Consider the following 16,415-nt stretch of genomic DNA (forward strand, 5'->3'; position numbering starts at 1 on the left):
CAAAAAGAGTATCACGAGCCATTAAATCGTTAGCAAAGCTTTAAGTCAATGACTTATTAAGCACCTTGCTGTGGATTCATGATGTCGTCGAATGCTTTTTCAACGTCAGTCACTGCAGCTTTTGCAAGAATCGCTTCAACAGCTTGCTCTTCCATCGCTACGTTACGCATTTGCTGCATCATTTGATCGTTTGATTTGTAGTATGCAACTACTTCACTTGGATCTTCGTATGCAGAAGCAACTGATGCAATTAGCTCTTCAACTTTAGCGTCATCAACTTGGATGTCGTTTGACTTGATCACTTCACCTAGAAGAAGACCAGTCTTAACGCGAGTTACTGCTTGCTCATGGAAAAGCTCAGCTGGTAGCTCAGGCATGTTTTGAGCGTTGCCGCCAAAACGTTGTGCTGCTTGTTGACGAAGCGCATCGATTTCTTGGTCGATAAGTGACTTAGGCACTTCAACTTCGTTAGTCTCTAAAAGACCTTTAATAGCTTGGTCTTTAACGTTTGCTTTAACTGCTTGAGTTAGCTCACGAGACATGTTCTTTTTAACTTCTTCTTTAAGTGCATCAACGCCACCTTCAGCAACACCGAACTTAGTTGCGAATTCGTCGTTTAGCTCAGGAAGTTCTTGAACTTCTACTTTCTTCACTGTGATAGTGAATTGAGCAGGCTTACCTTTTAGGTTTTCAGCGTGGTACTCTTCAGGGAAAGTTACATCAGCAACAACTTCTTCGCCTGCTTTTTTACCAACGATACCGTCTTCGAAACCAGGGATCATGCGACCTTGACCTAGTTCTAGAGGGAAGTCTTCAGCTTTACCGCCTTCGAACTCTTCACCGTCAACTGTACCTAGGAAATCAACAGTTACACGGTCGTTTTCGCCAGCAGCTGTATCGCTTTCTGTCCAAGTAGCGTGTTGCTTACGAAGTGTTTCTAGCATGTTAGCTAAGTCTTCGTCAGTTACATCAACAACTGGCTTTTCAACAGCGATTTTTTCAAGGTCTTTTAATTCAACTTCTGGGTAAACTTCAAAAGTTGCTTCGAATACTAGCTCTTTGCCTTCTTCTAAAGACTTAGGTGCGAACGCAGGTGCGCCAGCTGGGTTTAGCTTTTCAGAAACAATTGCTTCGATGTAGTTGCGTTGCATGATATCGCCAGCAACTTCTTGACGTACAGCTGCACCGTAACGCTTAGCGATTACTTTTACTGGTACCTTACCTGGACGGAAACCATCGATACGCTGAGTTCTAGACAGTTGTTGTAAGCGTTTTTTAACTTCAGTCTCAACGTTCTCTGCAGGAACGGTGATAGTCAGACGGCGCTCAAGGCCTTGAGTCGTCTCAACAGAAACTTGCATGATTTACCTCAATCTTCATTTTTGGCGCCAATGCGCCTTCCTTAGAAACAAGTTGCACTAATTAGCTTAGTTAAAAACGCAATACGTGTATTTAACCCTATTAGACAATCTTGTTGCCTGCCCTACTGGGCGCTATGTTAAACAATAGACGCGGCATTATAACCGATTCATTGCTGTAGTCGAGCTATGAAGGTAAATAAATGGTGAATAACAGACTGAGTGATTAAAAGATGACTAAAAAAAGAGAAGATAAGATGGTCGGCGATGCAGGATTTGAACCTGCGACCCCTTGGACCCAAACCAAGTGCGCTACCAAACTGCGCTAATCGCCGACAATATGTATTTTTTTTGAAGTGGTCGGCGATGCAGGATTTGAACCTGCGACCCCTTGGACCCAAACCAAGTGCGCTACCAAACTGCGCTAATCGCCGATAAAAGAGTATGTAGATGGGGCGACTGATGGGGCTCGAACCCACGACAACCGGAATCACAATCCAGGGCTCTACCAACTGAGCTACAGCCGCCACTACATAGGGACTAAAATAAGAATGGCGCACCCTGAAGGATTCGAACCTTCGACCGACGCCTTAGAAGGGCGTTGCTCTATCCAGCTGAGCTAAGGGCGCAAACTCGAAGTAAACATCAACAATGCTACTTTTCTTATTTTAAAAGTGGTCGGCGATGCAGGATTTGAACCTGCGACCCCTTGGACCCAAACCAAGTGCGCTACCAAACTGCGCTAATCGCCGATACCTTTTGTTATCTCCGAGAGTCCTCGTTGACAACGGGGTGCATAATAGTGATTTGACCGATTGAGGTCAAACATTTTTTTTAGAAAATATTTCAACTGCCTATTTTTACTTCAAAATGATGAATAATTAGCAAGAAATGATGAAAAACAAACAGTTTTCAGTAATTTTTACTTTAGCTATTAAAGTATATATTACTATAAAGATGATTCTTACCTTGGCGAATTAAGGCATTTCTGAGAAAATACGCACTTAGTGTTGCAATCGATTGATTGTGACTAGATACAAAGTAACCCCTTAAATACACTTTGTATGATTCGTTCAAGTTTATAACCCCAATAAGGTCAATCATGACGGCAAACATAATTGATGGAAAGGCAATCGCCAAACAAGTTCGTACTAATGTTGCACAGCGCGTTGCTGAGCGAGTAGAACAAGGTTTAAGAGCGCCTGGTCTTGCAGTAGTTTTAGTAGGCCAAGATCCTGCTAGCCAAGTTTACGTAGGTTCAAAACGTAAAGCCTGTGAAGAAGTGGGTTTTGTCTCTAAATCTTATGATTTACCAGGCGACACCACAGAAACAGAGCTACTTGAATTAGTAGACACGCTAAATAATGATCCAGAAGTCGATGGCATTCTGGTGCAATTACCTCTGCCTGAAGGATTAGACGCAGAAAAAGTACTTGAACGTATTACACCGCATAAAGATGTAGATGGTTTCCATCCTTACAATGTTGGTCGCCTAGCGCAACGTATGCCTGCACTTCGCCCATGTACACCAAAAGGTATCATCACTTTGCTCGATTCAACGGGCGTAAGATATAAAGGTATGCATGCAGTCGTGGTTGGTGCTTCAAATATCGTTGGCCGCCCAATGTCATTAGAACTATTACTTGCAGGTTGTACTACGACGGTTTGCCACAAATTCACGCAAGATCTAGAAGCACATGTTCGTCGCGCAGACTTACTTGTTGTCGCAGTCGGTAAGCCTGAATTTATTCCAGGTGACTGGGTTAAAGAAGGTGCTATTGTGATCGATGTAGGTATTAACCGTTTAGAGTCAGGTAAATTAGTCGGTGATGTGCAATACGGCATCGCTGAAGAAAAAGCGAGCTTTATTACCCCTGTTCCAGGTGGTGTTGGTCCTATGACCGTCGCAAGCTTAATCGAAAATACCCTTGAAGCCTGCGAAAAATACAACAGCTAAAAACTGTTATACCAATACTCTTAATTAAGTAAGCTATTTTGAGGATTGGTATTAATAAAAAACGCCACTCTTTAGTGGCGTTTTTTGTTTTTGTAACTCTTAAACAGGTTTCTGAGCTGGAATAGGTCCATGCTCAAGATTGACATGCGGGTTTTGCCCTCGCTGTCTTAATAAATGATCCATTAAAGTAATGGCTAACATGGCTTCTGCAATTGGAATCGCACGAATGCCCACACACGGGTCGTGACGACCTTTAGTGATCATCTCTACTGACTCATTTTGTGTGTTAATGCTTTGGCCCGGTATGGTAATACTCGAGGTAGGCTTTAGGGCAATCGATGCCACAATATCTTGCCCTGTTGAAATACCAGCTAATACACCACCTGCATGATTGCTGGTAAAACCTTCCGGTGTTAACTCATCACGATGCTCAGAGCCCTTCTGCTCTATCACATCAAAACCATCGCCAATCTCTACGCCTTTAACCGCGTTAATACTCATCAATGAATGGGCAATTTCAGCATCGAGTCGGTCGAATACAGGCTCGCCTAACCCAACTGGCACATTCTTCGCGACTACAGTCACTTTCGCACCAATAGAGTCACCCTGCTTTTTCAGATCGCGCATATATTCATCTAGCGACTCTAATTTTGTGTCATCTGGAAAAAAGAATGGGTTTGTTTCTACCATTGACCAATCAAACTTTTCAGCTTTGATAGGACCCAGTTGTGACAAGCAAGCATTGATCTCAATACCATGAAATTGCTTTAGGTACTTTTTAGCAATGGCACCTGCTGCAACACGGATTGCTGTTTCACGTGCTGAAGAGCGACCGCCACCACGATAATCACGGTGACCATATTTGTGCCAATATGTGTAGTCACCATGGCCTGGACGAAACACCTCAGCAATTTTACTGTAGTCTTTCGAACGTTGATCGGTATTTTCAATTAACAGACCAATACTCGTTCCTGTCGTTTTACCTTCAAAAACGCCCGATAAAATTTTAATTTCATCACCTTCACGTCTTTGCGTTGTATAACGACTTTGACCTGGTTTACGACGATCTAGGTCAAACTGCATATCCGCTTCTGTTAATTCTAGTCCTGCGGGTACGCCGTCAACAACGCCCCCCAATGCGACCCCATGGCTCTCACCAAAGGTACTGACCTTAAAAAGTTGGCCAATGCTATTACCTGCCATTATTCACCCTCATTCCAAATGACATTTAAGAAACTGATTAACAATAAAATTTAATCAGCAAAATACTCGACGAGTTGTTGTTTTGAGATCATAAACACGCCTAATCCACCATGTTCAAACTCTAACCATGTAAATGGTGCGTTTGGATATAGTGCATCCATATGTACCATAGAGTTACCTACTTCAACAAATAACAAACCGTTATCAGTTAGATGTTCAGCCGCTTCTTGCAAGATAACACGAGTCACATCTAAACCATCTTCACCCGATGCTAAACCAAGCTCAGGTTCATGATGGAACTCTTGGGGTAAATCAGACATATCTTCAGCATCGACATACGGCGGGTTTGCAACAATTAGGTCATACTTTTGACCCGGTACACCACTAAATACATCAGATTGGATAGCAAACACCTGCTCTTGCATCATATGCTCGGTTATATTGATGTCCGCCACTTCTAGTGCATCAAAAGAAATATCAACCGCATCCACTTGCGCATGATCAAACGCTTTTGCCAAAGCAATCGCAATACATGCAGAGCCAGTACACATATCGAGAATACGCGTTACTTTTGCTGGCTCTGTAACCCAAGGTGCAAATTGCTTTTTGATCATTTCAGCAAATGGCGAACGTGGAACAAGCACTCGCTCATCTACATAAAAAGGCAAACCGCCAAACCAAGCCTGATTAGTCAGATATGGAACCGGCGTTCTGTCATTTACACGCGCTAAGATATAACCCATTAAATGTTGTTTTTCGCTGCTGGTTAAACGCGCATTTAATAACTCTTTTGGGGTATCTAGTGGCAAATTTAAAACAGGTAAAACAAGACTTACGGCTTCATCCCAGGCATTGTCGGTACCATGACCGTAAAACAGCCCATTATTCACAAACTGCGTCGTTGTCCAACGTAACCAGTCTTGAATCGTGAATAGTTCAGAACACGCTTCTTGCGCCAACTCATCTGTAATTTGTAACTCTGTCATACGGTACTCAATAATTTGACAATAATTCTGCTGCCATTGTAGCCGTTTTTCAGCTAGGTTTTTATGCTTTTTTTCTTTAGAATGCGCCAATGAACAAAGATAAATCACACATAAGCATGCAAGACGACGACATCGACCTATTTCGTCAGTCAATTTCTGGTGCCACAAAGATAAAACAAGATACCGTACAATTTAAACGTGATAACACCCCGTTTAAAGGCAAAATTGTTGCTGAACAAACCAAGCAGCACAAAGCGGAGTTTTATTTTTCTGACGAATATATCCCAGATATCGATACCCACGGCACAGTAAATTATGTGCGTGAAGGCGCTGATAAATTCTTAGCTAAACAATTACGACGTGGCGATATTGCGCCTGAGTTAATTTTAGATTTGCATGGCTTAAGTAAAGACAGCGCAAAAGAAGAGCTTGCAGCTTTGATCCATGCCTGTAAAAAACAACATCATTATTGTGCTTGCGTTGTGCATGGTATTGGTGAGCATATCCTCAGACACAAGGTTCCGCAATATTTGGTTCAACACCCAGATATTTTAGCGATGCACCAAGCACCACTGGAGTATGGTGGTAAAGGCGCAGTGTTGATTTTAATCGATATTCCCGAGTCTGATATTTACAGACGCTAATTTCCCCTTTAAAAACTCATTTCAAACTAGATAATAGGATGTTAATTGGTTACATTAATGTCCTTATTTTGGTTAATTGAAGTAGTACTAATCATGAATGAGCTTCTCAGTGCGGATCTTGCTATCCTGCTTGTTGAGCCCTCGGCCACACAAAGAAAAATTATTGCAAAAGAGCTAGAGTCAGAAGGTGTCACTAATATCGACTTTGCTGACACTGTTTCATCCGCTAAAAGTTTTTTAGAAAAACATAAGCCTGACTTAGTTATATCGAGCTTACACCTAAGTGATGGCAGTGCCCTTGATATTCAGCAATATATTTCTGAAATTCAGCCTGAACAGCCGATCCCTTTTATGCTTGTTTCAAGCGAAACACGCAAGACGCAGCTTGAAGCATTTAAGCAATCAGGCGTTGTGGCCATCTTGCCTAAGCCTTTCACTAAGGTACACCTAGGCCGTGCACTCAATGCAACACTAGATTTACTGTCGCCTCAAGAGCTTGAGCTTGAACTATACGATGTGCAAGATTTGCGTATTCTTATTGTTGATGACTCTCGACTGGCGAGAAATCATATTCGTCGTGTACTAACTAATCTGGGAGCGAACCGCTTTACTGAAGCTGAAGACGGCGAACAAGCGATCAACTTCTTAAATGAACAGATGTTTGATCTCATTGTTACTGACTTTAATATGCCAAATGTGAACGGCCAAGAGTTAGCTGAACATATTCGTAACTCAGGTGAACACTCTCATATTCCTATCTTAATGGTGACATCTGAAGCCAATGACACCCACCTTGCAAACGTTGCTCAGTCTGGTGTTAACGCATTATGCGATAAACCTTTTGAACCTGAAGTGGTAAAACAATTACTACATTCAATTTTAGAGCAAGATTAACTAATAATTAGTCTTTTTAGCCACTTTACATTGGTGAAAATAATTAATCATTATTTTCACCAATCTTCAAAAAATATTAAGTCAAATAAAAACAATAAATTAAAATATTTTTATCTATTGGCACAACCTTTGTAATAGTTATTGCGACTAACTATTCATACAAAGGAGAACGTCATGAACTCACTAGTTAAAGCAACTTTAATCAGCACCGTATTATTCACAGCTTCTTCAGTACAAGCTAATGAAAACCCGATTACAGCTGAAATTAGCAACCTGATCTCAAATGCAATTAGCGCAAGTATCAAAGAAGTTAAGAAAAATACACTTGAGACAGCATCAAAAGTATTGAAGTCAGAATCTGATAAGCATGCTAAGAAAGCGGTTAAAATCGACAAGGAAGAAAACAATGGCTAATGAATTAACGCTAGTGAGCCTTTTGGCAACCCCTGTGATCAGCCTGTTTGCCGTTTATTTAAGTATTGAGCTATTCAAACGCGTTGGTCAGTTAAATTTATGGGGGTAAGTATATGACTTGCAAGCTTTACTCCCAAAGAACACAATTTCACTATTTTTCGCAGGCACAAAAAAGCCCGCAACCGCGGGCTTTTAAAAACTAAAGGGCTAGATTATAGCTCGCCTTCGTTCTCAGCTAGGAACTTAGCAACACCTTCTGGGCTTGCGTCCATACCTGATTTACCTTCAGTCCAACCTGCTGGACATACTTCACCGTGCTCTTCGTGGAACGCTAGAGCGTCAACCATGCGAAGCATTTCGTCGATGTTACGACCTAGAGGAAGATCGTTAACTACTTGGTGACGTACGTTACCTTCAGCATCGATTAGGAATGAACCACGGAAAGCAACGCCAGCTTCTGGGTGCTCAACGTCGTATGCTTGACAGATTTCGTGCTTAACGTCAGCAACTAAGTCGTATTTAACTGGACCAATACCACCTTCGTTTACTGGCGTGTTACGCCATGCGTTGTGCGAGAACTGAGAATCGATAGAAACACCGATTACTTCAACACCACGCTTTTGGAACTCGTCGTAACGCTTGTCGAAAGCAATTAGCTCTGAAGGACAAACGAAAGTGAAGTCTAGAGGGTAAAAGAATACAACCGCTTTTTTACCTTTGATACGCTCGTGAAGGTTGTAACCCTCAACGATCTCACCGTTACCTAATACTGCTGCTGCTGTAAAGTCAGGTGCCTTGCGGCCTACTAATACACCCATGGTTTTCTCCAATTTGTTAGGGTTAAATCCAATGCAAAGTGACAATATCAATTTGCTTTGACATTTATTATTGAGGCGGCTTTCAAAAAAACAACCCCAATGTATCAATCAATATAAATTTAGAATACTGATAGGAAAATTTTCTCAAGTTTATGGGGACGTTAGGAAAATTGAAAATCAAATAAACCGATGACTCTAATCTATTTTTTTGATGAGTAAAACTTCAGGCATAAAAAAAGCCCATGCGGGCTTTTTTCAATCTATACAGTTTAGTCCATGATATCTGACGGCATATCACCACGGATCTGCTGCCAAATCTCACCACTTTGATGACCGTACTTTCTTAGTAAAGAAATGGAACCATCAAAATCGCCTTTTTCAGCCAGTGTAATTAGGTCTAAATAAAATTGTTTGGCCAGTGCGCGAGTACGTGGATCTGAGAAGTAATGACCACCAATCTTAGAATAAAGGCCTTTGAAACCATTAAGAACCAAAACATAAATTCGGTTGTTACCTGCTAACGCTAGCTGATGGTGAACTTGATAGTCGAAATCTGCAAATGCCTGAGCGTTATCTTCTAAGTCTTTGCTCTTTTCAAGCGTTTCGATAACAGCCTGTGGATTTACTTTAATTGCCGCACGCGTATAAATTGCACTGATGTTGGTACGAGCAGATAAAAGCTGGTCTGTCAGTTCTGGCATTTTATCTTCATCCAAACGCGCTAGCGTCTCAAGAATATTTAAGCCTGACGTTTCCCAGAAGTTATTTACGCGTGTCGGTTTACCGTGTTGAATCGTCAACCAGCCATCACGCGCTAAGCGCTGTAATACTTCACGTAACGTTGTGCGAGTTACGCCTATCAGCTCAGAGAGTTCTCTTTCAGCTGGTAAAATTGAACCTGGTGGAAATTCACCATTCCAAATTGATTCAACAATATATTCCTCAGCAAATCCCGCTGGGCTTTTAGCTTTAAAAATTCTCATCTAACACCGCTTTCATCTTGGCAACTGCAATTTAATCCACTGATTGTACCAGATGCTTTGCAACTAACAAGTAAAGAAGTCTCCCTGTTTTACTGGCGAGTGACATTTAAATTGAGATTTTACGGCAGGTTGAGAATTTAGCTCTATAACAACTAGAAATAAGACTTTTAAAAAATATAAAACAAGGAAGTAATTTAAGGTTCATTAGCCCTAGTGGATATATGAAAAGTAGCTTCAATTTATTCGCTTATAAGGAAAAACTCCTCTCTAATTGAAACAGAAACTGTAACTCATTTCTGCCCCAAAGTGAGTTAACTTAAAAACTCCAAGGTCGGCTTTGAGCGTTCAACGGACATTAGAAATTATTTTGTAGCACTGACTTTATGTCTAGTTGCTATGAGTTTCTCCTATATTCATAAAAACGACCCATTTGGTCGTTTTTATCCTTTTTTAATTTATAAAATGATATCTTTAGCAACAAGTTAGCTAGTATGATAAAACTGGTACAATAATAAAAATAGCCTATGGCTCGGTAGAAAAACGCCCCAATGCAATGGGTCGATATTAAATCGTTATATCCACATTTAGGAGAGAAAATTGAATTTTTTAAGAAAGGCTATCATTGCTTTAGTTTTGGTTGCTACATCTAATTTTACCTTTGCCGCTAAAAATGTCAGTTCTAGTGCAATAAATGATGTTTATCAATTAGATAGTGACGCAACTGTTTTTGAATTCAGTTCGTCTATTTCACATGGCTGTGGTTCAAATTTATACAGAGTCAAAAGCCCAAGCGAAGCTGTTGCTAATAGGAAGTTTTCTTTGGTCTTAACTGCTTTTACAACGAATGGTAAATTAGCTTTTCACGATAAAGAAATATGTGAAGGAAACCGTTCTGTCGTATCTTGGGTACGTTTAATAAAATAATTATATCAAGTTGCTAGAGCAAGACACGTAACAGTTAATAATATGGCACCGCTTGTCGAGGTAAAACAAATAAGAGTAAATAACAGCCCTGAGTTTACCTCAACATTACTTGAAACTTAAACGATGGAAAACAATATCAAACAGGGCATTATAAAACCTGGCAGCCCTTATCAAAATGGTTTTGTGGAAAGGTTTAACCGAAGTTACCGTGAATAGGTGCTAAATTCATACATGTTTGAGTCACTGCAAGAAGTACGAGAAATCACTGATAAGTGGTTAGATATTTATAATTATGAGCGGCCTCATGATTCACTTGGCGATATGACGCCAATTAGTAGTTATCTTGAGGCAGCCTAAAATTTTACAAAAGAGCACTATTAAAATGGGAGTTGTTACAGTAACAACTTAAATAAGTGACTGGCTATGAGCCAATTTTATACAACCGCCTTCATTTCTTTTATTATTTTGTATAAATGCCAATAAAGTTAGCACCACTGCACTCATTATTGGAATAGTTATGTATTCTAATCTTCTTACCACTCATTGCTGCAGCAAGTGCAATTGAAAATGCTTGGTTATAAGATTGCTCAGATTGGGATTTATTTGCAGGAAACTCAACTGAACCGTTAGCGCATGGGCCGGATCCTCCCTCTAACTTCACGTAAAAAACATCTTTGTTACTACTAGAACTAGCAACTTCAGTAATTACAGCATTCCGAACCAGTTCTCCTGCTTCACTACAGAATGGCAAAAAAAATAAAGTCGCACACAGTAAATTTTTCATCAATATTCCTTTCAAACTAACAACTTAATAGTTCATAAACCGTACGTTTTTCCAAATAGTCTATCTAGAACAATGCAAGGAAATTATTATAACGCATCTATTTATAACTCCATCCTAACTTTGAAAATTGATATTTAATCTATTTATATAACAACCTTTATCGCTGCAATCGAAGTTTATTGTTAATTTCTTTTGCATCGCACCTGCAGAAAGAGCAACAGATAAAAAGTTTTTTACTGCGTCTTTTGTTACACCATTTTTGCCTTCAACTACGTGATAGTATTTTGGGTTAGACGGGTTTTGACAGCTAGGATGATCATTATCAAATGTAATAATAAAACCACCACTTGATATAGGATAAACTGTTCTAACTTTTCCACTATGCCAAGTAGCAGCGGCTTGACTGCTAAAGCTCACAGTGCAAAAAAACAATAACATGAACTTTTTCATTTACTTCTCCTTGCAATATTTTTGGCCCTGAATTCTATACTCAACCCTTATCAAAATAAACATATGAATGTATTAAGTTTTTTAGTACCAATAAATAGAGAGGTTAGAAAAGACTTTGACTCTGATTGGGATGTATTGAGAAATCCAAAACTTTCTTTTGTTGACCAAAAATCACTGCATCAAAGCCGGTTTAAGTCAGCAGAATATTCAACTTAGAATCAGTAGAGGAATATGTAATAACAGGCCTGCTGCAAACTCCAATCACTTTCAGCAGCGAGTCCAAACAAAGTCAGCATCAGATCCAATATAAATTAGCTCCCCATTCCGACTCTATTCAGCAAGTTACTCAATACTGCCACATCTACTGGCGAAGATACTCCATGCTGACTAAAGTACCTTGATTGCATCTGTGAAGATTTATTTGAGTTAGCCATACCTGCAATAACGTGACAGCCATAATTAAATTATTAAAAAATGAGCAACCAATGCCAGCATATTGATATTTTTACGTCAAAAGCGACTCTGCGTACTATTTTTTAATTTACTCTGGATTTCGGTGTTATTTTAAAGAGGCTGAACATGGTTTTGCTTACCTTGTCAGCATTTTAGTGTTTAGGATTAAACCTTATTTTAACCCAACAGTTTCTCACAATGACTGATACCAGTTCGCCGTTTTGCTTCTAAATGAGTGTAGTAGCCATCAAGTTTATTAGGCCGCCCTACAGCCCCTTTGAAGACCTTGGTAAATTGCGTGGTGAGCTTTAGCCAGTTTTCAGGCGCTATCTTTAATCGCTCTAAGATAGGAAGGCTGCGTTGCTCTATATAACCGCGTTTGTCTGCTCGCATGCATCGCCCTGTTAGTTCAACTAGCTCTAAATATGACTTCAGCTCAAAGGGCAAACCTTTCGGCATGTGTTTTCTGGGGCTGCCTGCAAAACGGATGAGTTGCTTAGGTTGTTTTGCCTTTTCCGCCGCTTTAATTCGCTTTTGCACGCTAGTGTGGTTAGAGTCTTCTGGTGTCTTTGCCATTTTTGCTCTAATCGGGTTTAAGTCTACATAAGCCATGCATGCAGCCACTGCCGCTTCATCTAACAGCGCTTGAGATTTAAAGCGCCCTTCCCAAAACCGACCTGTGCAGTTATCTTCTTTGTTCGCTTTTCTGGCTATATCTTCATTCAGTACCCGCATAAACCAACTGATATCCGCCAATCATTCACGATAATCGGCAATGGTACGATTTAGAAAGAACTGTTGAGCCTTATCTAGCTTGTCGCCTTGTAAATATTTTTGTGTAAGTAACGTGCCTTTAAACAACTTGTGCCAACGAATAAGAATCGCTTTATCATTCAATCTATTGGCTTTTGCATCATCCACATACAATACAACATGGGTATGATTACTCATAACGGCATATGCACACACATCAATACAAAATACTTGAGCCAATTCAAGTAGCTTATCTTCTACCCATTGTCTGCGATGCTCATAGCTTTTGCCGGTAACATTATCATCACCACACAAAAATGCGCGGCGAACACACCGTGAAATACAGTGATAGTATTTGGTATCAACCAAGCTGACTTGTCTCTTACGTGCTGTTGCCATGAAGTCTGCCTACCTTTTGAACAGATAAATAAAAGATAGGCAATGAATGAAAAACACACAAATAAAAGTGGGTGTCTTGTTTATTGTCTGAACAAAAATATGTTCATAGGCCAACTTGGCTTGTTTTTGCAAGCGTGCACTTCGGATTTTCGCTCTTTGTTGAATTTCAGCATCTAACGCATTCATCAAACGTTCTTCTATTGCCATGCCTTGGCAGTTAATCGACTTAGACTGCCTAGCTAATTCAGCTGCGCCAGCTTTGCAGTTAAGCTGCTCCAGCAAAGCGCTAATATTATTAATGGTCATAACGGTGCTCCTCATTATTATGTGGATTCCGTATGTGCAAATGATTTGCGTGTGAGATGTCAAACTCTTGCTCGTAGGCTTTAGTATTGATGATCTCTTCAATGCTGTCTGGCGAATAAAGCTTGCGAGATAGGCCAAAATAACAGGCTTTATTGAAACTATCATGACCAACGTTTTTACATAAAGCTTGGAGCACTAAGCATTGTTTGCCCGCACGTCGGGCATGCTCACTTTGAAATGGTGCATATTGCTTACGTACTATTTTTTCTGCATCCTCACCTACGTCCTTTGCCCACGCTAAGAATGAGGGAAGTGATTTTCTTTGCTCAGCCAAGTGCTCAGGCTTCATATGCTCAGGCAACCGAGTGAAACTACCTTGCTTCTCATTGAGGGTATGACGTGCGATTTCCTTACCGTCATGAAACACGATTAATTCATCTATCGTCACGCGGAGTGTCACTTGCTTGTGCGCGAACGCATGCGGTACAGAGTATTCATGGCCTTTATAAGGAATTAAATAAGTTGAAGGGACTTTAAGCTCTTTATGCGCCATAACGGGTTCATAAGGGACTGATGGTAATGGCTTTAGCTTAGGTTGCTCAATAATAAACAGCTCGTTTCTGGTCGTGTGCAACTTTTGAAACGGTCGCGTATTGATGTTGTCTTCCACCGCTTTACGTAAGTAGTCGTTGACTTCGGATATAGAAAAAAATATCAAATCTGCACGCATTTGCACCAATATTGCGTTAACAATTTTTACGGCATTTTCTGCAACGGCATTATCCGTGGGTGTACCAACGCGTGACGTATCGCAAAAAAAGTGGTAATAAAGAGAGAGCAGCTGTACATTTTGGTGAAACAAAGCTAACCGTCCAGACTGCTTCACCATTGCCTTTGCATTGTCAAACTGAATTGTATCTGGCACGCCACCAAAGTAGTCGAGTGCCTTCACTAACGCATGTACCCAACTTTCAGATTTCATATTAGGCGTTGCAAACGCAAAAATTTTTTTCGAATACCCTAAACAAGCCACAAAAACATTGAGGTTACGCGTTTGACCATTCTCATTATATTTAAGCTTGGTACCTGCGTAATCAATACACATAATTTCAGCGGGTAAGTAATGCTGTTTCATTACAACATGCTGCGATTTTAAATACGTTCTCACCTTTTCATAAAATATGGTTTTACCATAAGCGTGACTGCCAAACCTGAGCTGATATTCTTTAAATAACATCGCCAAGGTTTTCCGATGTTTTTTCGGTAAATTGAATTGCTGTGATATCGCTTGGTAGTCAGGATCAACCTTGTCATTATGATGAGATTTGCCCGTGTGATAAAGAAGCGCTTTGAGTTCACTGTCTTTCTTTTCAGTCACCTCATCCCATGAAAGGTTCACTCTCCGTAATATTTGGCGCAGTTTCGCAACAGTTGGATGACTGCAATTTGCAGCCAGAGCAATCATGCGATTAGATTGCTCCTTACAATGATACAAAAGCCAAAGTAGATACCGTAAGTTATGTGGTTTTAGCATAGTTCTTCTCCGTTTTTGACAAAACAAAGGCGCAGCCGTGAAATAAGCCAAGCGACTAACTTGACAGTTTCACTTCTGAGAACCATAGTTAATGGGTCGATAGCAACGACAAATTAACTACAGAGTCTCGGATAAGGTGGTCGCCTTTCCGAGATTTTTTCATTTAAGCTGCTTGTTGTTACGTCATGTTGTTACTCGTCTGACCGATACTTTTGTTTCGCAAGCCACGCTGCCACATCAAATGTCAGCGCAAACTTACCCTTACGATTCGCAATACTAAATACAGCCAAGGGAAGTGTGTCTCTTCGTACAGCCTGACGAAAGGCACTCGCACTGGTATAGCCCAAAGTAGAATAAAGCGCTTTTCCGCCAATCATTGGACCATGCTTTTCAAAAAGCACATCCTCTAAACGCTGACGCAATGCCTCCATGTCACGTTGTTCACTTTTAGTCACCATAATCTCTCTTCTGTTTAACTGAGAATCGCCTTTATCACAGTAGTAGAGGGAAAATGTCACGTCTATGAGTAAGATTTTAGGCTATTATTTACTCTAAACGCTTATTGGCATGAAATGACGTGTGGTCACAGCTAGTCGTCACTTTTGATGGTCAGAAACAGTTAAAGGGGGGGGAGTAGTGAAACAGAGCGACACCAAGCTTCCCATTGAGTTAGATAAATTAAAAGCCGCCGCTTATATGTCGTATATTTGTGAGGTTACTAATGGCAAGCCTTCTGGCTACCATGTAGAGCGCTTTTTTGAACTGGATAAAATCGTTAATAAACTGAATGGTACAAAGCAAAGAAGCTGTAAATATGACCGTCACTCGAAGGCCGTGCATAGGCCAAGTAAGAAAACACTTGCTAGGCTCTATAAGGCATCACCCCAATTAATAAAGTACGATGAGTTTGAGCCTTTTATATTTCGGGCGCTAAATTGCATTAACAGCCCCACAAGTGATTGGTATTCGATTTACCAACAAGCGCCATTAAAGATACTGACCCCATTATGTGACTTAGAGCACTTAAATGGATTGACGTGTGACTATTCAACGCTGCAACTTGAGACACTTAAAGCGTTATTACAACTAAAAAATGACCACATGTTTGCTCTTCTTGTAATTTTGCACCTTGATGACAATATTCAAATGAGCACAATCGTTCGATGGGAACTAATCACGAGCATTGTTGATTACGCGAATAATCCGCCAGAAACATCACTGTTTACCAAAGTATCAGCCAAGCTTTTTAACTATTTGCAAAACCTGTTCGTCCCTAAAAACATCATCATTAATCCGAGTGCAAGGATGAAGCTGACCTCATATTTCGCTTTAAGCAATGACCGTGACTTCGACATATTAGAGCATGCACAGCAAGACAAAAACGCTTGTGCAAATATCCTGTATTACCTAATAAAAAACCAACAAATAGGTTTTGAAGCGTTGGGTTCTCGGCTTGGCCGCGCAATGTACCTTTTAATATACAAGCAACTGGCAAGTCGAAACCCTAAAAGATATTTAAGGCTGCTTCCTCATTAGCTATGACAGCAAAAGACCT

16 protein-coding genes, 5 tRNA genes and 2 pseudogenes are annotated in these 16,415 nt (G+C 40.4%); 7 read left to right on the forward strand and 16 right to left on the reverse strand.

Annotation, left to right across the window (positions count from 1 at the left end):
• Positions 1-56: 56 nt before the first annotated feature.
• From tig to PP2015_RS12895, 6 genes are all read right to left on the reverse strand, one after another.
• Positions 57-1,361 carry a trigger factor gene (gene tig / locus PP2015_RS12870; protein WP_058030726.1) on the reverse strand — a complete coding sequence of 435 codons (1,305 nt, stop codon included), beginning with the start codon at positions 1,359-1,361 and terminating at the stop codon, positions 57-59.
• 255 nt (positions 1,362-1,616) lie between these two features.
• Positions 1,617-1,693: transfer RNA gene (locus PP2015_RS12875), tRNA-Pro, on the reverse strand.
• A gap of 22 nt (positions 1,694-1,715) precedes the next feature.
• Positions 1,716-1,792: transfer RNA gene (locus tag PP2015_RS12880), tRNA-Pro, on the reverse strand.
• Between the two features lie 17 nt (positions 1,793-1,809).
• A tRNA-His gene (locus PP2015_RS12885) sits at positions 1,810-1,885 on the reverse strand.
• 25 nt (positions 1,886-1,910) lie between these two features.
• A tRNA-Arg gene (locus PP2015_RS12890) sits at positions 1,911-1,987 on the reverse strand.
• 46 nt (positions 1,988-2,033) lie between these two features.
• Positions 2,034-2,110: transfer RNA gene (locus PP2015_RS12895), tRNA-Pro, on the reverse strand.
• A 350-nt stretch (positions 2,111-2,460) separates the two neighbouring features.
• Here PP2015_RS12895 and folD point away from each other — a divergent pair.
• Positions 2,461-3,315, forward strand: a complete 855-nt coding sequence (gene folD, locus PP2015_RS12900) for a bifunctional methylenetetrahydrofolate dehydrogenase/methenyltetrahydrofolate cyclohydrolase FolD (RefSeq protein WP_058030727.1) — start codon at positions 2,461-2,463, stop codon at positions 3,313-3,315.
• A 99-nt stretch (positions 3,316-3,414) separates the two neighbouring features.
• Here folD and aroC read toward each other — a convergent pair whose 3' ends face one another.
• Together aroC and prmB are read right to left on the reverse strand one after the other, a co-directional pair.
• Positions 3,415-4,518: a chorismate synthase gene (aroC, locus tag PP2015_RS12905; RefSeq protein WP_058030728.1), complete on the reverse strand. Its 1,104-nt coding sequence runs from the start codon at positions 4,516-4,518 to the stop codon at positions 3,415-3,417.
• A 50-nt stretch (positions 4,519-4,568) separates the two neighbouring features.
• Positions 4,569-5,504 (reverse strand): 50S ribosomal protein L3 N(5)-glutamine methyltransferase, encoded by a 936-nt coding sequence (prmB, locus tag PP2015_RS12910; protein ID WP_058031639.1) that lies wholly within the window; start codon positions 5,502-5,504, stop codon positions 4,569-4,571.
• Positions 5,505-5,593: 89 nt separating this feature from the next.
• Here prmB and smrB point away from each other — a divergent pair, with 89 nt between their 5' ends.
• From smrB to PP2015_RS12925, 3 genes are all read left to right on the forward strand, one after another.
• Positions 5,594-6,148: an endonuclease SmrB gene (gene smrB / locus PP2015_RS12915; protein WP_058030729.1), complete on the forward strand. Its 555-nt coding sequence runs from the start codon at positions 5,594-5,596 to the stop codon at positions 6,146-6,148.
• 93 nt (positions 6,149-6,241) lie between these two features.
• Positions 6,242-7,042: a response regulator transcription factor gene (locus PP2015_RS12920; RefSeq protein ID WP_058031640.1), complete on the forward strand. Its 801-nt coding sequence runs from the start codon at positions 6,242-6,244 to the stop codon at positions 7,040-7,042.
• A gap of 174 nt (positions 7,043-7,216) precedes the next feature.
• Entirely contained in the window at positions 7,217-7,456 is a 240-nt protein-coding gene (locus PP2015_RS12925) for a hypothetical protein (protein WP_058030730.1), read from the forward strand.
• A gap of 212 nt (positions 7,457-7,668) precedes the next feature.
• Here the strand turns inward: PP2015_RS12925 and PP2015_RS12930 are convergent, their stop codons facing one another.
• Together PP2015_RS12930 and fadR are read right to left on the reverse strand one after the other, a co-directional pair.
• Entirely contained in the window at positions 7,669-8,274 is a 606-nt protein-coding gene (locus tag PP2015_RS12930; RefSeq protein ID WP_058030731.1) for a peroxiredoxin C, read from the reverse strand.
• A 269-nt stretch (positions 8,275-8,543) separates the two neighbouring features.
• A complete protein-coding gene (gene fadR, locus PP2015_RS12935) occupies positions 8,544-9,257 on the reverse strand; it encodes a fatty acid metabolism transcriptional regulator FadR (protein ID WP_058030732.1) in 714 nt (237 codons plus the stop codon).
• 597 nt (positions 9,258-9,854) lie between these two features.
• On the opposite strand from fadR, the gene PP2015_RS12940 reads away from it, so the two are divergent.
• Positions 9,855-10,181 carry a hypothetical protein gene (locus PP2015_RS12940; RefSeq protein ID WP_128724558.1) on the forward strand — a complete coding sequence of 109 codons (327 nt, stop codon included), beginning with the start codon at positions 9,855-9,857 and terminating at the stop codon, positions 10,179-10,181.
• A 135-nt stretch (positions 10,182-10,316) separates the two neighbouring features.
• Positions 10,317-10,538 (forward strand): annotated as a pseudogene (locus PP2015_RS22095) (integrase core domain-containing protein).
• A 103-nt stretch (positions 10,539-10,641) separates the two neighbouring features.
• Here PP2015_RS22095 and PP2015_RS12950 read toward each other — a convergent pair.
• The 6 genes and pseudogenes from PP2015_RS12950 to PP2015_RS12975 form a co-directional block, all read right to left on the reverse strand.
• Entirely contained in the window at positions 10,642-10,965 is a 324-nt protein-coding gene (locus PP2015_RS12950) for a DUF5992 family protein (RefSeq protein WP_058030733.1), read from the reverse strand.
• A 114-nt stretch (positions 10,966-11,079) separates the two neighbouring features.
• Positions 11,080-11,415, reverse strand: a complete 336-nt coding sequence (locus PP2015_RS12955; RefSeq protein WP_058030734.1) for a hypothetical protein — start codon at positions 11,413-11,415, stop codon at positions 11,080-11,082.
• Positions 11,416-12,045: 630 nt separating this feature from the next.
• A pseudogene (locus PP2015_RS12960) lies at positions 12,046-13,020 on the reverse strand (transposase).
• Positions 13,021-13,029: 9 nt separating this feature from the next.
• Positions 13,030-13,326: a hypothetical protein gene (locus tag PP2015_RS12965; RefSeq protein ID WP_058030735.1), complete on the reverse strand. Its 297-nt coding sequence runs from the start codon at positions 13,324-13,326 to the stop codon at positions 13,030-13,032.
• Positions 13,316-14,860 carry an IS21 family transposase gene (istA, locus tag PP2015_RS12970; protein ID WP_083496587.1) on the reverse strand — a complete coding sequence of 515 codons (1,545 nt, stop codon included), beginning with the start codon at positions 14,858-14,860 and terminating at the stop codon, positions 13,316-13,318. Before istA ends, PP2015_RS12965 begins: the two co-directional genes overlap by 11 nt.
• 191 nt (positions 14,861-15,051) lie before the next feature.
• The gene (locus PP2015_RS12975; protein WP_206646060.1) at positions 15,052-15,318 is read right to left on the reverse strand and encodes a hypothetical protein; all 267 of its coding nucleotides are present in this window, start codon (positions 15,316-15,318) and stop codon (positions 15,052-15,054) included.
• Positions 15,319-15,496: 178 nt separating this feature from the next.
• Here PP2015_RS12975 and PP2015_RS12980 point away from each other — a divergent pair, with 178 nt between their 5' ends.
• Entirely contained in the window at positions 15,497-16,396 is a 900-nt protein-coding gene (locus tag PP2015_RS12980; protein WP_058030737.1) for a hypothetical protein, read from the forward strand.
• The last annotated feature ends 19 nt before the right edge of the window (positions 16,397-16,415 follow it).

It is taken from the genome of Pseudoalteromonas phenolica (genome assembly GCF_001444405.1).
GTDB lineage: Bacteria > Pseudomonadota > Gammaproteobacteria > Enterobacterales > Alteromonadaceae > Pseudoalteromonas > Pseudoalteromonas phenolica.

Bases quoted from the DNA above. Each gene is read 5' to 3' on its own strand.
- fadR (WP_058030732.1), bottom strand. From the start codon at position 9,257: ATGAGAATTTTTAAAGCTAAAAGCCCAGCGGGATTTGCTGAGGAATAT.
- PP2015_RS12955 (WP_058030734.1), bottom strand. From the start codon at position 11,415: ATGAAAAAGTTCATGTTATTGTTTTTTTGCACTGTGAGCTTTAGCAGT.
- folD (WP_058030727.1), top strand. From the start codon at position 2,461: ATGACGGCAAACATAATTGATGGAAAGGCAATCGCCAAACAAGTTCGT.
- PP2015_RS12965 (WP_058030735.1), bottom strand. From the start codon at position 13,326: ATGACCATTAATAATATTAGCGCTTTGCTGGAGCAGCTTAACTGCAAA.
- smrB (WP_058030729.1), top strand. From the start codon at position 5,594: ATGAACAAAGATAAATCACACATAAGCATGCAAGACGACGACATCGAC.
- tig (WP_058030726.1), bottom strand. From the start codon at position 1,361: ATGCAAGTTTCTGTTGAGACGACTCAAGGCCTTGAGCGCCGTCTGACT.
- PP2015_RS12950 (WP_058030733.1), bottom strand. From the start codon at position 10,965: ATGAAAAATTTACTGTGTGCGACTTTATTTTTTTTGCCATTCTGTAGT.
- istA (WP_083496587.1), bottom strand. From the start codon at position 14,860: ATGCTAAAACCACATAACTTACGGTATCTACTTTGGCTTTTGTATCAT.
- PP2015_RS12975 (WP_206646060.1), bottom strand. From the start codon at position 15,318: ATGGTGACTAAAAGTGAACAACGTGACATGGAGGCATTGCGTCAGCGT.
- aroC (WP_058030728.1), bottom strand. From the start codon at position 4,518: ATGGCAGGTAATAGCATTGGCCAACTTTTTAAGGTCAGTACCTTTGGT.
- PP2015_RS12925 (WP_058030730.1), top strand. From the start codon at position 7,217: ATGAACTCACTAGTTAAAGCAACTTTAATCAGCACCGTATTATTCACA.
- PP2015_RS12920 (WP_058031640.1), top strand. From the start codon at position 6,242: ATGAATGAGCTTCTCAGTGCGGATCTTGCTATCCTGCTTGTTGAGCCC.
- prmB (WP_058031639.1), bottom strand. From the start codon at position 5,504: ATGACAGAGTTACAAATTACAGATGAGTTGGCGCAAGAAGCGTGTTCT.
- PP2015_RS12930 (WP_058030731.1), bottom strand. From the start codon at position 8,274: ATGGGTGTATTAGTAGGCCGCAAGGCACCTGACTTTACAGCAGCAGCA.